This window comes from Stenotrophomonas sp. 1278 (genome assembly GCF_029892765.1).
GTDB lineage: Bacteria > Pseudomonadota > Gammaproteobacteria > Xanthomonadales > Xanthomonadaceae > Stenotrophomonas > Stenotrophomonas indicatrix.
This window is the reverse complement of sequence record NZ_JARXWD010000008.1, coordinates 104,878-119,710: the sequence shown is the minus strand read 5'-3', so window position 1 is coordinate 119,710 and position 14,833 is coordinate 104,878. Positions and strand designations below refer to the sequence as shown.

General features: G+C 65.1%; 15 protein-coding genes. 7 read left to right on the top strand and 8 right to left on the bottom strand.

Annotation, left to right across the window (positions count from 1 at the left end):
• The first annotated feature begins 35 nt into the window (after positions 1-35).
• Positions 36-1,244: an acetyl-CoA C-acyltransferase gene (locus tag M2299_RS10160; RefSeq protein WP_280884281.1), complete on the top strand. Its 1,209-nt coding sequence runs from the start codon at positions 36-38 to the stop codon at positions 1,242-1,244.
• A 538-nt stretch (positions 1,245-1,782) separates the two neighbouring features.
• Here M2299_RS10160 and galU read toward each other — a convergent pair.
• The 8 genes from galU to cmk all read right to left on the bottom strand — a co-directional run bounded on the left by galU (position 1,783) and on the right by cmk (position 10,074).
• Complete coding sequence (gene galU, locus M2299_RS10155; RefSeq protein ID WP_100436137.1) at positions 1,783-2,661, bottom strand: UTP--glucose-1-phosphate uridylyltransferase GalU; 879 nt, start codon at positions 2,659-2,661, stop codon at positions 1,783-1,785.
• Positions 2,658-4,571 carry a nucleoside-diphosphate sugar epimerase/dehydratase gene (locus M2299_RS10150; protein WP_162292037.1) on the bottom strand — a complete coding sequence of 638 codons (1,914 nt, stop codon included), beginning with the start codon at positions 4,569-4,571 and terminating at the stop codon, positions 2,658-2,660. Before M2299_RS10150 ends, galU begins: the two co-directional genes overlap by 4 nt.
• A gap of 15 nt (positions 4,572-4,586) precedes the next feature.
• Entirely contained in the window at positions 4,587-5,564 is a 978-nt protein-coding gene (locus tag M2299_RS10145) for a glycosyltransferase family 4 protein (protein WP_100436136.1), read from the bottom strand.
• A 3-nt stretch (positions 5,565-5,567) separates the two neighbouring features.
• Positions 5,568-6,746, bottom strand: coding sequence for a lipopolysaccharide assembly protein LapB (lapB, locus tag M2299_RS10140; RefSeq protein ID WP_049466151.1), 1,179 nt, complete (start codon positions 6,744-6,746; stop codon positions 5,568-5,570).
• Between the two features lie 6 nt (positions 6,747-6,752).
• Positions 6,753-7,037 (bottom strand): lipopolysaccharide assembly protein LapA domain-containing protein, encoded by a 285-nt coding sequence (locus tag M2299_RS10135; RefSeq protein WP_025875021.1) that lies wholly within the window; start codon positions 7,035-7,037, stop codon positions 6,753-6,755.
• 77 nt (positions 7,038-7,114) lie between these two features.
• Entirely contained in the window at positions 7,115-7,420 is a 306-nt protein-coding gene (locus M2299_RS10130; RefSeq protein WP_005409286.1) for an integration host factor subunit beta, read from the bottom strand.
• 89 nt (positions 7,421-7,509) lie between these two features.
• The gene (rpsA, locus tag M2299_RS10125) at positions 7,510-9,195 is read right to left on the bottom strand and encodes a 30S ribosomal protein S1 (protein ID WP_025875032.1); all 1,686 of its coding nucleotides are present in this window, start codon (positions 9,193-9,195) and stop codon (positions 7,510-7,512) included.
• A 201-nt stretch (positions 9,196-9,396) separates the two neighbouring features.
• A complete protein-coding gene (cmk, locus tag M2299_RS10120; protein ID WP_032977572.1) occupies positions 9,397-10,074 on the bottom strand; it encodes a (d)CMP kinase in 678 nt (225 codons plus the stop codon).
• A gap of 197 nt (positions 10,075-10,271) precedes the next feature.
• Between cmk and ykgO the strand changes: the two genes are divergently transcribed.
• The 6 genes from ykgO (at position 10,272) to M2299_RS10090 (ending at position 14,771) form a co-directional block, all read left to right on the top strand.
• Positions 10,272-10,397 carry a type B 50S ribosomal protein L36 gene (ykgO, locus tag M2299_RS10115; RefSeq protein ID WP_005409283.1) on the top strand — a complete coding sequence of 42 codons (126 nt, stop codon included), beginning with the start codon at positions 10,272-10,274 and terminating at the stop codon, positions 10,395-10,397.
• A gap of 206 nt (positions 10,398-10,603) precedes the next feature.
• Positions 10,604-10,873 (top strand): hypothetical protein, encoded by a 270-nt coding sequence (locus M2299_RS10110; RefSeq protein ID WP_223482678.1) that lies wholly within the window; start codon positions 10,604-10,606, stop codon positions 10,871-10,873.
• A gap of 39 nt (positions 10,874-10,912) precedes the next feature.
• The gene (locus M2299_RS10105) at positions 10,913-11,950 is read left to right on the top strand and encodes an agmatine deiminase family protein (protein WP_099842323.1); all 1,038 of its coding nucleotides are present in this window, start codon (positions 10,913-10,915) and stop codon (positions 11,948-11,950) included.
• 163 nt (positions 11,951-12,113) lie between these two features.
• On the top strand, positions 12,114-13,001 hold the full coding sequence (locus tag M2299_RS10100; protein ID WP_099821258.1) for a carbon-nitrogen hydrolase: 888 nt from the start codon (positions 12,114-12,116) through the stop codon (positions 12,999-13,001).
• A gap of 14 nt (positions 13,002-13,015) precedes the next feature.
• Positions 13,016-13,546 carry an N-acetyltransferase family protein gene (locus M2299_RS10095; RefSeq protein ID WP_280884280.1) on the top strand — a complete coding sequence of 177 codons (531 nt, stop codon included), beginning with the start codon at positions 13,016-13,018 and terminating at the stop codon, positions 13,544-13,546.
• Positions 13,539-14,771, top strand: a complete 1,233-nt coding sequence (locus M2299_RS10090) for a TraB/GumN family protein (RefSeq protein WP_032951769.1) — start codon at positions 13,539-13,541, stop codon at positions 14,769-14,771. Before M2299_RS10095 ends, M2299_RS10090 begins: the two co-directional genes overlap by 8 nt.
• The last annotated feature ends 62 nt before the right edge of the window (positions 14,772-14,833 follow it).

Genomic DNA, 14,833 nt, shown 5'->3' with positions numbered 1-14,833 from the left:
AACCTCTTCCAACCCCTATTCAAGAGATCACTGCAATGACCAAGCAAATCCAGGACGCCTACATCGTCGCCGCCACCCGCACCCCGGTTGGCAAGGCGCCCAAGGGCATGTTCCGCAACACCCGCCCCGACGACATGCTCGCCCACGTGCTGCGCAGCGTCGTGGCGCAGGCGCCGGGCGTGGACGTCAACCGCATCGATGACGCGATCATCGGCTGCGCGATGCCCGAAGCCGAGCAGGGCATGAACGTGGCGCGCATCGGCGTGCTGCTGGCCGGCCTGCCGAACACCATCGCCGCGCAGACCGTGAATCGCTTCTGCTCCTCCGGCCTGCAGGCCGTGGCGCAGGCGGCCGACGCGATCCGCCTTGGCAACGCCGACCTGATGCTGGCCGGCGGCACCGAATCGATGTCGATGGTGCCGATGATGGGCAACAAGATCGCGATGGCCCCGAGCGTGTTCGACAACGACCACGTCGCCATCGCCTACGGCATGGGCATCACCGCCGAGAAGGTCGCTGAAGAGTGGAAGGTCTCGCGCGAAGAACAGGACGCGTTCGCCCTGGCCTCGCACCAGAAGGCCATGGCCGCCATCCAGAATGGTGACTTCAAGGACGAGATCAGCTCGTACGAGATCGTCTCGCACCAGCCCGACCTGGCCGACGGCAAGCGCATCATCACCCGCAACAAGGTGGCCGACACCGACGAAGGCCCGCGCCCGGATTCCTCCGCTGAAGGCTTGGCCAAGCTGCGCCCGGTGTTCCGCAACGGCCAGTTCGGCGGCACCGTCACTGCCGGCAACTCCTCGCAGATGAGCGATGGCGCCGGCGCAGTGCTGCTGGCGTCGGAACAGGCGATCAAGGATTACGGCCTGACCCCGCTGGCCCGCTTCGTCAGCTTCTCGGTGGCCGGCGTGCGCCCGGAAGTGATGGGCATCGGCCCGATCGCCGCGATTCCGAAGGCGCTGAAGCAGGCCGGCCTGAGCCAGGACCAGCTGGACTGGATCGAGCTCAACGAAGCCTTCGCCGCGCAGTCGCTGGCCGTGATCCGCGATTGCGGCCTGGACCCGAGCAAGGTCAATCCGCTGGGCGGCGCGATTGCGCTGGGCCATCCGCTGGGTGCGACCGGCGCGATCCGTACCGCGACCCTGCTGCACGGCCTGCGCCGTCGCCAGCAGAAGTACGGCATGGTGACGATGTGCATCGGCACCGGCATGGGTGCGGCGGGCATTTTCGAGGCGCTGTAAGGTTCAAGGCGTTGCCTCGTTGGGCTTCAAGGCGTGGGCCGGGTTGGCAGGGCTACCCGGGACACGCCGTGAACCCATCCATGGGGGCTCGATGGCGCCATCCATGGCGCCAACGGTCCCGGGCAGCCCTGCCAACCCGGCCCTTCCAGCCTCCCCGCGGCGGTGGGATAAGAAGAGGCAAGAGCAGTAGATCCACGCCATGCGTGGATGCTCCGAAAACGAAAAAAGGCAGCCATCGGCTGCCTTTTTCGTTTCTGCCCTGCTCTTGATTCCGCCCTTCCCGTCCGCGCCCGCAGGAAACCAAGCTGGCGGGATGGGTGGGCCTTTGCAGGACCGTTGGCGCCATGGGCCCGAGGCATGCCTCGGGCGGGTTGGGCAGGACGCCCAACCCCGGTCTTGCCGTGTGCGCAGGACAGCGCACACGAGCAAGGCGCCATCGAGCCCCCATGGACGGGTTTACAGCGTGTCCTGCGAAGGCCCACCCATCCCGCCCATCACGTATCAATCAAGGCGCCGCGAACGGAGCGCTTGAAAACCCTTACTCCGCCAGCATCGCCGCCAGCTTCTCGCGCGCCGGGCCGGCCAGCTTCGGGTTGTCCAGCGCGAAGCGGATCGTCGCCTCGACCAGCCCCAGGTGGGTGCCGCAGTCGAAACGGGTGCCCTCGAAACGATAGGCATCGACCTCGTCGGTCTTCAGCAGTTCGGCGATCGCATCGGTCAGCTGGATCTCGCCACCGGCACCGGTGCGGGTCTGCTCGAGCAGCTCGAAAATCTTCGGGCTCAACACGTAGCGCCCCACCACTGCCAGGTCACTCGGTGCGTCTTCCGGCTTGGGCTTCTCCACGATCTGCGAGATACGCCCCTTGCGGCCGTCGAACGCCTCGGTGGCGACGATGCCGTAACTGGCCGTCTTGTCGTGGGGCACGTCCTCCACGGCGACGACGCTGGCACCACTGGCCTCGTTGAGGTCGGCCATCTGCTTCAGCGCACCCGCGCCGCGGTTCCAGATCAGATCGTCGGGCAGCAGCACGGCGAACGGCTCGTCACCGATGACCGCCTTGGCGCACAGCACCGCATGGCCCAGGCCCAGAGCCTCGGCCTGGGTGACGAAGATCGCGCGCACGCCTTCCGGCAGCACATGGCGGATCAATTCGAGCTGCTCGTGCTTGCCCGCGCGCTCGAGCTTCTGCTCCAGCTCGTAGGCCTTGTCGAAATAGTCGGCGACGGCATGCTTGTAACGGTTGGTGATGAACACCAGGGTGTCACAGCCTGCTTCGATCGCCTCATCCACGGCGTACTGGATCAGCGGCCGATCGATGATCGGCAGCATCTCCTTCGGCACCGTCTTGGTCGCCGGAAGAAAACGCGTGCCCAGACCCGCTACCGGGAATACCGCCTTGCGAATGCGCTTGCTCATTGGTGCCTGTTGGCCTCACGTGCCGGAAAGGGCACAACCTTAGCGGATGAAATGTAAGCATCCTGTTCGATTGGCGAGAATTCCGGCATGGTCGCAAACAGGATTTCCTGGATCGTATCGATGTCGTACCGGGCAATGGCCTCGCGCAGCTTCGGCACGTTGCCCAGCACGATGTCCCGCGAGAACGAACGGACGCCGGCCTCGAGGATCTTCGGGTGCGCGGTCGGCCGGTAGTCCTCGTCGGAATAGAACAGCGTCTCGTGCAGCTTCTCGCCCTGGCGCAGGCCGGTATAGATGATCGGAATTTCCTTGTAGGGCTGCTTGCCCGCCAAGCGGATCATCTGCTCGGCCAACACCCGGATCGGCACGGGCTCGCCCATGTCCAGGGTGTAGATCGCGCCGTGCGACGCCGACGCGGCCGCCTGCAGGATCAGCTGGCACGCCTCGGGAATGGTCATGAAATAGCGGCTGACCTCCGGGTCTGTCACCGTGACCGGGCCGCCCTTGAGGATCTGCTCGCGGAACAGCGGCACCACGCTGCCGGCCGACGCCAGCACGTTGCCGAAACGCACGGTCACGAAACGGGTGTGCGTGGACTTCTGGTCCAGGCTCTGGCAGATCATCTCCGCATAGCGCTTGCTGGCGCCCAGCGCATTGACCGGGTCCACCGCCTTGTCGGTCGAGATGAACACAAAGTGCTCGACGTGGGCTTCCAGGCAGGCGCGGGCCACGTTCTCCGTGGCCAGGATGTTGTTGCGCACGGCTTCACGCAGCTGACGCTCCAGCACCGGCACGTGCTTGTAGGCAGCCGCATGGAAAGCGGTGTCGACCGGGTGCAGCGACAGCGCGTGGCGGATCACCGCGGGATCACCACAGTCACCGAGCACCGCTTCAATCTCGACATCAGGGAAGCTGCGGCGCAGCTCGCCCTCGATGGTCAACAGCAGCAGCTCACTGATCTCCAGCAGCACGATACGACCGGCACCATGGCGCGCACACTGGCGGCACAGCTCGGACCCGATCGAGCCACCGGCACCGGTCACCATCACCGTGCGCCCGCCCAACCAGCCACGGATGAGGTTCCAGTCCGGCATGATCGGCTTGCGGCCGAGCAGATCTTCGATCGCTACTTCCTTCAACTGGCCCGGCAGCGACTGCCCCTGCAGGATGTCGCTGAGCTTGGGCACGGTCCGGAACGGAATGCCGGTGCTCTCGCAGATGGCCACCACGCGCTGCATGCCCACCGCATCCAGCGAGGGCATGGCGATCACCAGCAGCTTGGCTGCGGTCTCGCGGGCCACCGCCGGTGCGTCGTCCAGGGTCCCCAGGATCGGCAGGCTCTGCAGCTTGGCGCCACGCAGGTGCGGCGCATCATCGAGCAGGCCGACCGGCTCGAAATTGCCGGACCGGCGCAGGTCGCGCACCAGGGTCTCGGCGGCCTGGCCGGCGCCGAGAATCAGCACCCGGCGCGCGGTGGAGTCGGACTGCAGCGACTGATAGTCCTTCCACGCCCGGTACAGCAGGCGTGGAGCGCCCAGCAGCGCCGACAGCGCGAACGGATAGATCACCAGCACCGACATCGGCACGCCGTCGAAGCGCTTCCAGGCCAGTACCAGAACAATGGCGATCAGGCCGATGAAGCTGGCCTTGAAGATGTTCAGCAGGTCGCTGACGCTGGCAAAACGCCACAGGCCGCGATAAAGGCCGATACGCCAGAACACCAGTCCCTGCAGCGCCAGTACCAGCGTCGTATCCACGTTCCACAACGGCAATGCGGGAGCATCGGCGAGGATCGAGTAACGACCTGCATGCAACAGCTGCCAACAGGCCCATACCATGAACAAGTCGTGGCAGACGATGGCCGTACGCGGCATCAGGCCGAGGATTCTGTCCCGCCAGGGTGAAGACATAGATCGAGTAATTCCTTATCGGTGGCGCAATCCATTGCGCAGGAGGAGCCACAGCAGGGTCAGCGCGGCAAACCACGCGACCGCTACGGCAGCCTCCCACCTCGGCTGCAAATTGGTGCAGATATTGAACACTGTAATACTGAACAGGCCCAAAACAAAGTACATCCCTGTCACCAGGGCATGGCTGGCTCCTGCCTGCACCGCGCGCTGGTAGACATGCTGGGTGTGGGGTTCCATCCAGCGTTGGCCTGAAAGCATGCGCGCCAACAGCGTGAAGCCCGCGTCCACAAGAAATGCAGACAACGGCAGCAACAGCAGGATCCAGTTGATGTCGGTGTGCAGTGCGGCGACCGCCAGCACGACGGCCACGGCGTAGCCCAGCGCGCCACTGCCCACATCACCCATGAAGATCCGCGCCTGCGGGAAATTGAATGGCAGAAAACCCACGCACGCCAGGCCGAGAACAACGGCCACCAGCGAATAAGGCCACGGCAGCACGGTGGCAAAGCCCAGCGCAACGATGACGGCCTGGCTGCTGGCAATCCCGTTGATGCCATCCATGAAGTTCCAGATGTTGATCAGCGAGGCGGTGAAGAACAGCACCAGCAGGCTCAACAGCCAGCTGCCGCCGTGCATCTTGACCAGCCCTGCCAGCAACAGGGCGGCAAGGAAATGCACCAGCAGCCGGCGCATGGCTGGCAGCGGCCGATGGTCATCCCACCAGCCAATGCCGGCCACCAGCAGCAGGCCAAGGCTGGCAACAGCCAGGCTGGGCGCGGCGTCCGGCCAGAAAAAAGCGGCCACGGCCGCGGCAACCAGCAGACTGATCACGATGGCGATGCCGCCACCGCGAGGGGTGGCGACACTATGGCTGCGGCGCTCGCCGGGCTGATCCAGCAGCTGCCTGCGCAGCGCATACACGCGCGCCGCCCAGGTCAATGCCGCGCTGAGCAGGGCCAGGCCCAGCAGCGCGGCCATCACAAGCCACGGCATGGTTCAGAGCACCGCGTAATTCAACAGCGGCTTGACCGTGCCCCATTCCTTGCAGCTGGGGCATTGCCAATGGTGGGTACGCGCGCCGAATCCGCAGCGTGTGCAGCGGTAGGCGGGATTGCGCACCAGCAGCTGGTCGGTGATGTGCTTGAGGTCGTGCAGGGTCGCGGTGGAATCTGCGCCCTCGGCCAGGGTGAGGTCGATCAGGGCCGATTCGCCACGCACCGACGGGCGGTCCTTGAGCTGGCGACCGAGGTAGGCGCGCGCAGGCGCAACCCCCTCCTGCTCTTCCATCAGGCGGGTCAGGGCCAGCACCGGGGCGATGCCGCGGTAATGCTCGGTCATCTCGGACAGGAAGGCGCGCGCGCCGCCCAGGTCGCCGACCTTGCGGTAGTTGTCCATCAGCGCCGGCAGCACTTCCGGCAGGTACTCCGGATCGTTGCGGGCGGCACGCTCGAAGGCGCGCACGGCGGCCTCGGCATTGCCGGCATCGGTTTCCAGGCGGCCCTCGATGATGCCGGCACGGACCGACATTGCATCGGCCTGGTAGGCGCGGGCGATGGCCGCCCTCGCCTCTTCCAGCTTGCCCGCACCACGGAAGCGCTCGGCGAGCTCGCATTCGAACTGCCCGATCAGCTTGCCCATCGGCTCGCCGGTGACATCTTCGAAGCGGGTGGCGTTGTCGATCGCCTTTTCCCAGTCGCGCTCGGCTTGGTAGATGCCGATCAGGTGCTTGAGCGCCTGCGGCGCGCGCTGGTCCAGCTGTGCCAGTTCGGTGAACACGGTTTCGGCACGGTCCAGCAGGCCGGACTTCATGTAGTCCTCGCCCAGTGCCAGCAGGGCCTGCACGCGCTGCGCGTCGCTCAGGTCCTGGCGGTTGACCAGGCCTTGGTGCAGGCGAATCGCGCGGTCCACTTCACCACGGCGACGGAACAGATGGCCCAGCGCGACCTGGGTCTCGAAGGTTTCCTTGTCCAGCTCGGCGATGTGCAGGAACAGTTCGATGGCCTTGTCCGGCTGCTCGTTGAGCAGGTAGTTCAGGCCACGGAAATAGGTGCTGGACAGGTGGCTGACCTGGTTGTCACCGTGGCGTTGACCGCCGCGGCGTCCGATCACCCAGCCGGCCAGAGCCGCCAACGGAAGACAGAGGAAGAACCAGAACCACTCGGAAACGAATTCCATCTTCGATCAACGTCCATCAAAAGATTGGGAGGGGGCCACCGGCGCCGACGGCGCAGCCGCCGACTTGTTGGCACGTCGCAGCTGGCTGTAGAGCGGAATGACCACGCTTACCAGCACCAGACCAGCGCCGACCACGACACCGATCAGCAGGGCGGCGATCAGCGCCACGCCGACGGACGTGTTCAACTGGGTAAACAGCAGGTTGATCGACATGGCCGTCATGTTGACCGCACCGATGATCAGACCAAGGATCAGAACCGCCAGCAGGACCAGCAGACGAAAAACTTTCATGCGACAGCTCCATTGGCAGGAGGCCGTAGCTTATCCGACTCGTGGTGGGATTCGCACGAAGTCGCGCGACGGATGGCTCAGGCCGGATCTGCGTCCAGCGGCAGCACACTGCTGACCCGCTCCCGCAATTCCTTGCCTGGCTTGAAATGAGGGACATGCTTGCCCGGCAGGGCAACCGATTCGCCGGTCTTCGGGTTGCGACCCAGGCGCGGCGGACGGTAGTGCAGCGAAAAGCTGCCGAAGCCGCGGATCTCGATGCGATCGCCGGCCGACAGTGAGCCCCCCATCATTTCCAGCAATGACTTGACCGCCAGATCGACATCATCGGCCTTCAGGTGCGCCTGCCGGCGCGCAAGGATTTCGATCAGTTCGGATTTGGTCATTACCGGCTCACATCAGGGGCATCTCAGCCTGAAACGGCCCGGGCAGTGCCCGGGCCGTCCAGGAAACAACGAACAGCGTAAGCCCGATATTACTCGGACTTGTTGCCGTTCAGCTGTGCACGCAGCAGCGCGCCCAGCTGGGTGGTGCCGCTGGAAGCCGAAGAGGACTGGTATTCCTCCAGCACTTCGCGCATTTCCGCGTCGTCCTTGGCCTTGATCGACAGCTGCAGGGTACGACCCTTGCGATCCATGCCCACGAACTTGGCTTCAACCTTGTCGCCGACCTTCAGGTGCTGGGTCGCGTCGTCAACACGCTCGTTGGCGATGTCGCGAGCTGCAACATAGCCTTCGATGCCGTCGGACAGCTCGATGATCGCGCCCTTGGCGTCGACTTCCTTCACCACGCCTTCGACCTTGGAGCCCTTCGGATTGGTCGCCATGTACTGGCCGAACGGATCCTGCTCCAGCTGCTTGACGCCCAGCGAAATGCGCTCGCGTTCCGGATCGACGGCCAGGACGACTGCGTCCAGGTTGTCGCCCTTCTTGAAGTTGCGAACGATGTCTTCGCCAGTGGTCGCCCAGCTGATGTCGGACAGGTGAACCAGGCCGTCGATGCCGCCGTCCAGGCCGATGAAGATGCCGAAGTCAGTGATCGACTTGATCTGGCCCGACACCTTGTCACCCTTCTTGTGGGTGGCAGCGAAGGTTTCCCACGGATTGGCGGCAACCTGCTTCATGCCCAGCGAGATGCGGCGACGCTCCTCGTCGACGTCCAGGACCATGACTTCAACTTCGTCACCGACCTGCACAACCTTGGACGGGTTGACGTTCTTGTTGGTCCAATCCATCTCGGAAACGTGCACCAGACCTTCGACGCCCGGCTCGATTTCGACGAATGCGCCGTAATCGGTGACGTTGGAGACCTTGCCGAACACGCGGCTGTTGGCCGGATAACGACGGGCGATGTTATCCCACGGATCTTCGCCCAGCTGCTTCAGGCCCAGCGAAACGCGGTTGCGCTCGCGGTCGAACTTCAGCACGCGCACGTCCAGCTCGTCGCCGACATTGACGACTTCGGACGGATGGCGCACGCGCTTCCATGCCATGTCGGTGATGTGCAGCAGGCCGTCGATGCCGCCCAGGTCCACGAATGCGCCGTAATCGGTCAGGTTCTTGACGACACCCTTCAGGATCGCACCTTCCTGCAGCTTGTCCATCAGCTGCTCGCGCTCTTCCGAGTGCTCGCTTTCGACGACAGCGCGGCGCGAGACCACGACGTTGTTGCGCTTGCGGTCAAGCTTGATGAGCTTGAATTCCAGCTCCTTGCCTTCCAGGTAGGCCGGATCGCGCACGGGGCGCACATCGACCAGGGAACCCGGCAGGAAGGCGCGGACATCCTTGATGTCCACGGTGAAACCACCCTTGACCTTGCCGCTGATGCGACCGGTGATGGTTTCGTTCTTTTCCAACGCTTCTTCCAGCTCGTCCCACACCATCGCGCGCTTGGCCTTCTCGCGCGACAGGACGGTTTCACCGAAGCCGTTCTCGATCGAGTCGAGGGCGACCTTGACGATGTCGCCTTCGGCAACATCGATTTCGCCAGCGTCGTTACGGAACTGTTCGATCGGCACGATGCCTTCCGACTTCAGCCCGGCGTTGATCACCACGACGTCGCCGCGGACTTCAACAACGGTACCGCTGACGATGGCGCCCGGCTTCAGCTTGGCCAGGTTGGCCTGGCTGGCTTCAAACAGTTCGGCAAATGATTCGGTCATTAGATTTACTCTGTTGGACACATGGGTCGGTTGGCTTCCCTTCAGGGAATGGCTACCGCCCGCCTGTTGGTCGACCCCGGAAATGCAGGTCGTGTGTGGAAGTAGGAAAACCGCCACGCATCATTGCGCGACGGAGCTTTTACAGCACTGCAGATGCGCGACCTCCACCGATGCTGCTGGCAGAGCTCCCGCGCGAACGGATCAGGCAGCCGGAACCGGAAGCAGATCCATCACTCTGGCAACGACATCTTCGATGCCGATGCCTGTGGTGTCGATGAGGACAGCATCGTCTGCCGGCTTCAGGGGCGCCACGGTACGCTGAGCATCACGGGCGTCGCGGGCCATGATCTCGCGCAGGAGATCTTCAAAGTTAACAGAAACCCCCTTGTCTTTCAACTGCTTATGCCGGCGCTCGGCGCGCTCCTCGGCACTGGCGGTCAGGAAGACCTTGTAGGGGGCGTCCGGGAAGATCACCGTGCCCATGTCGCGGCCGTCGGCGACCAGCCCCGGCTCCATCCTGAATGCGCGCTGGCGCTCCTTCAGGGCGGCCCGGACCTCGGGAATGGCGGCAATCGCCGACGCCAGCGCCCCGGTGGTCTCCAGCCGCAGCTCGTCGGTGGCGTCGGTGCCATTGACCAGGACCCGCATGGCATCGCCCTGCTCGACGAACTGGACATGCGTATCAAAGGTGCAGCGCACCAGCGCGGAAGCATCGGAGGTGTCGATGTCGGCCCAGCTGGCCGCCACGCCGACCGCGCGGTACAGAGCACCCGAATCCAGGTAGTGCCAGCCCAACCGGCGCGCCACGATGCGGCTGATGGTACCCTTGCCGGCCCCTGACGGGCCGTCGATGGTCAGGACGGGAACGAGTGGATTCATGGGGGTCCTTGCGCGTGTGAAGGGGGCATTCTAGCCCCTGCCGGACACCCCGCAACGGGCCTTTTGTGCAACCACTTGAAACCATGGGGAAAAGCCCGGTAGAATGGCGGGCTTGAACGAGCGTCCACTGCCGATTGTCTTTCGCATATCGCGGCCACGCTCCACCCGAACAACTACTGTTTACGCCGAGGTATGCCATGAAAGTTCTGTCCTCCCTGAAGTCGGCGAAGGCCCGTCACCGTGACTGCAAGGTCGTGCGTCGTCGTGGCAAGATCTTCGTCATCTGCAAGTCGAACCCGCGTTTCAAGGCGCGTCAGCGCTAAGCCCAACGGTCCTTGTGACCGCGGCTGGCCCCACGCGGGGCCGACCCGATGCAAAAAGCCGCCTTCGGGCGGTTTTTTGTTTATGCGGTTTTTTCCTGCCGTTTTTGCTGTAATCGCTGTTCTTGACCACTGGGGAGTAGATCGAGATGACGCGTTACCTGTGCACCCTGGCCGTACTGGCCACCCTGGCTGCCGCCACCCCGGCGATGGCCGATACCCTGCTTGTCGACCGCGCCCGCGAAAAGCCGGCCGGCGCCCTGCCCGTCCGCGGCCAGAGCATGCAGCAGGTGCAGTCGCAGTTCGGCGCGCCGGCAGAGCAGCTGCAGCCGCGCGGCGGGCAGAAACGGCAATGGCCGACCATCCACCGCTGGGTGTACCCGCAGTTCACCGTCTACTTCGAGAAGCAGAAGGTGATCGACGTGGTGGCAAACCAGGCGGATCCGAACGAAATCGGCCCCAAGCCGCCGATCCGTTGACCCCCATGCCCGCCACCGGCGGGCGCGTGTAGCGAGACCATGAACCAGACCCTTCGTTTTCCTGCCGAATGGGAAGCCCAGAGCGGCGTCCTGATTGCCTGGCCCACCGCCGACACCGACTGGGCCGACCGCCTGGGCCAGGTGGAAGAGACCTACATCGCCCTGGTTGCGGCGATCACCCGCTTCCAGCCGGTGCTGATCTGCGTGGCCGACGATGACGTGGAGACCTACGCCGAAATGCGGCTGCGCTCCAACCGCATCGACATGGACAAGGTCCACTTCACCACCGCCGCCTACGACGACACCTGGCTGCGTGATTCGGGCCCGATCACCCTGCGCCGTGCCGACGGCAGCTTCCAGCTGCTGGACTTCCGCTTCACCGGCTGGGGCGGCAAGTTCGACGCCACCCTGGATGACCAGCTGGTCGGCGCGCTCGACCAGGCCGGCGTGTTCAACGACGCGACGGTGCGCAGCATTCCGTTCGCGCTGGAGGGCGGCGGCATCGAGACCGATGGCGAAGGCACCCTGCTGACCACCTGGAAGTGCCTGCACGAGCGCCATCCCGACCGTGACCGCGACAGCCTGAGCGCCGACCTGGCCGACTGGCTGCAGCAGGAGCGCGTGCTGTGGCTGGATCATGGCTATCTGGAAGGCGACGACACCGACGCCCATATCGACACCCTCGCACGCTTCGCCTCGGCCGACAGCATCGTCTACCAGGCCTGCGACGACGCCAGCGACTCGCATTACGCCGAGCTGCAGGCGATGGGCGCCGAGCTGGCCGCACTGCGCACGGCTGACGGAAAGCCGTACCGCCTGTTCCCGCTGCCGTGGGCACAGCCGGTGATCGATGAAGGCCGTCGCCTGGCTGCTTCGTATGCCAATTACCTGATCGTCAACGGCGCAGTGCTGATGCCGGCCTATGGCGACCCGGCCGACGACCTGGCCCGCGACGTGCTGGCACAGGCCCACCCTGGCCGCGAGATCGTGCAGGTGCCGTGCCGCTCGCTGATCTGGCAGAACGGCAGCCTGCACTGCATCACCATGCAGCTGCCGGCTGGGCTGTTGAAGGCATAAACCACGTGGTAGCGCCGGGCCATGCCCGGCGAGCGCGGCGGCATCTGGAAAATCCGCCGGGCATGGCCCGGCGCTACCGGTTGCGTGCACCATTCAGCAGCCAACACGCTGTCGTGGCGCATCCGCGTTAACATGCGGGTTTTCCCCCGCAGGATCGCCCCGCATGAACTCGCGCAGCCCCCTTACCGTCGCCCTGATCCAGGAGCGCAACCACGGTGATGCCGCCGCCAACCTGGCGGTGATCGAAGCGCGTGTTGCCGACGCCGCGGCACAGGGCGCGAAGCTGGTGCTGCTGCAGGAACTGCACAACGGTCCCTACTTCTGCCAGCACGAATCGGTCGATGAATTCGACCTGGCCGAGCCGATTCCGGGCCCGAGCACCGAGCGCCTGGGCGCGCTGGCCAAGAAGCATGGCGTGGTGCTGGTCGGCTCGCTGTTCGAGCGCCGCGCTGCCGGCCTGTACCACAACACCGCCGTGGTCTTCGAGAAGGACGGCACCTTGCTGGGCAAGTACCGCAAGATGCACATTCCCGATGACCCGGGCTTCTACGAGAAGTTCTACTTCACCCCGGGCGATATCGGCTTCAAGCCGATCGACACCTCGGTCGGCCGCCTCGGCGTGCTGGTGTGCTGGGACCAGTGGTACCCGGAAGCAGCGCGCCTGATGGCGTTGGCCGGTGCTGAGCTGCTGCTGTACCCCACCGCGATCGGCTGGGACCCGGACGATGTACAGGACGAGAAGACCCGCCAGCGCGACGCCTGGGTACTGAGCCACCGTGGCCATGCCGTAGCCAACGGCGTGCCGGTGCTCAGCTGCAACCGCGTCGGCCACGAGGCTTCGCCGCTGGGCGCCTCGGGCATCCAGTTCTGGGGCAACAGCCACGTGCTGGGCCCGCAGGGCGAGTTCCTGGCCGAAGCCGGCACCGAAGCGACCATCCTGATGTGCGAGGTCGACCTGCAGCGCAGCGAACACGTGCGCCGCATCTGGCCGTTCCTGCGCGATCGTCGCATCGACGCCTACGGCGATCTGCTCAAGCGCTACATCGACTGACCCGGAGTCCGCGCATGGCCGTACTCATCCGTGATGCCGGCCCTGCCGACATCGCTGCGATCACCGCGATCTACGCGGTGGAAGTGACCGACTTCGTCAATACCTACGAGTACGAGATCCCTGACCAGGCCGAGATGCTGCGCCGCATGCGCGACATCATCGACCGCGGCTTCCCCTACCTGGTGGCCGAGGTCGACGGCCAGGTTGCCGGCTATGCGTATGCCAATACCTACCGCACGCGTATCGCCTACCAGTGGACCGTTGAGAACTCGGTCTACGTCGATGCCCGTTTCCAGGGCCGTGGCGTCGGCACCAGCCTGCTGCAGGCACTGATCGATGCGTGCACCGCGCGCGGTCATCGACAGATGGTGGCGGTGATCGGCGAGCCGACCAACGCGGCCTCCATCAAGCTGCACGAACGCTTCGGTTTCCAGCTGGTGGGCGTGTTCCGTGGCCTCGGCCGCAAGCACGGCCGCTGGCTGGACACCGTACAGATGCAGCGCGCGCTCGGCGATGGCGCCGATTCCGCTCCTTCCAATGAATGATTCCATGACCGAAACCCTTCCCGAAACCGGCGATGATCTGTTCGCCGGCCAGCCAGTGCGCGTCGTCGAGCGCGATGGCGTGCGCTACACCCTGCTGGGCACTGCCCACGTCTCCCATGCCAGCGTCGAGGCGGTGGAGAAAGCCATCGACAGCGGACGATTCGATGCGGTGGCCGTCGAGCTGGACCCGCAGCGCCTGCAGGCGCTGAGCGACCCGGACACGCTGGCCAAACTGGACCTGGTGGAAGTGATCCGCAAGGGCCGCGTCGCGTTGTTCGCGGCCAACCTCGCGTTGTCGGCCTACCAGCGCCGACTGGCCGAACAGCTCGGCATCGAGCCGGGCGCCGAACTCAAGCGTGCGGTGGACCTGGCGCGCGAGCGCAACCTGCCGGTGCACCTGATCGACCGCGAAGTCGGTCTGACATTCCGCCGTGCTTCGCAGCGACTGGGCTTCTTCGGCAAGCTGAAGCTGGTGGCCGGGCTTGGCGCCGGCCTGTTCTCGTCCGAGGATGTCGGCGAAGACGAGATCGAGAAGCTGAAGCAGGGCGACATGCTGGAATCGAGCTTCGGCGAGTTCGCCAGCGAGAACCCGGCGTTGTACGAAACCATCATCGGCGAGCGTGACCGCTACATGGCCACGCGCCTGCGCGAAGCGCATGATCCGCAGCAGCGCGAAGTGCTGGCGGTGGTCGGCGCCGGCCATCTGGCCGGCCTGGCGCGTTACCTGGAAACCGATACCGAGGCGCCTGCGCCGTTGCGCGAACAGCTGGAAGCGGTGCCGAAGAAGCGCAACATCCCGTGGTTCACCCTGGCGATCCTCGCCATCGTGGCCACCGGCATCGGTGTCGGCTTCTATCGTGGTGGACTGGGCGTGGGCACCGAACTGCTGGCGACCTGGGCGATGTATACCGGCGGCCTGGCTGGCCTGGGCTGCCTGGTGGCCGGCAGCCACCCGCTGAGCATCCTCACCGCGATCGTGGTGGCGCCGTTCAAGCCGTTCCGCCTGAGCATCCCCACCGGCGCATTCGCGGCACTGGTGGAAGCGCGCCTGCGCAAGCCGACCTACGAGGATTTCCTCAAGCTGCGTGACGATGCACAGTCGTTGAAGGGCTGGTACCGCAACCGTGTCACCCGCGTGGTGCTGACCTTCATGCTGACCAACCTGGGCAGCATGCTGGGCCTGTGGCTGACCGCGGGCAAGGTCTGGAGCAAGGTGGCGAGCTGATCGCTACCCCGCCGGGCATGGCCCGGCGCTACCGGTAGGTGCCAACTTTGGTTGGCACGTCA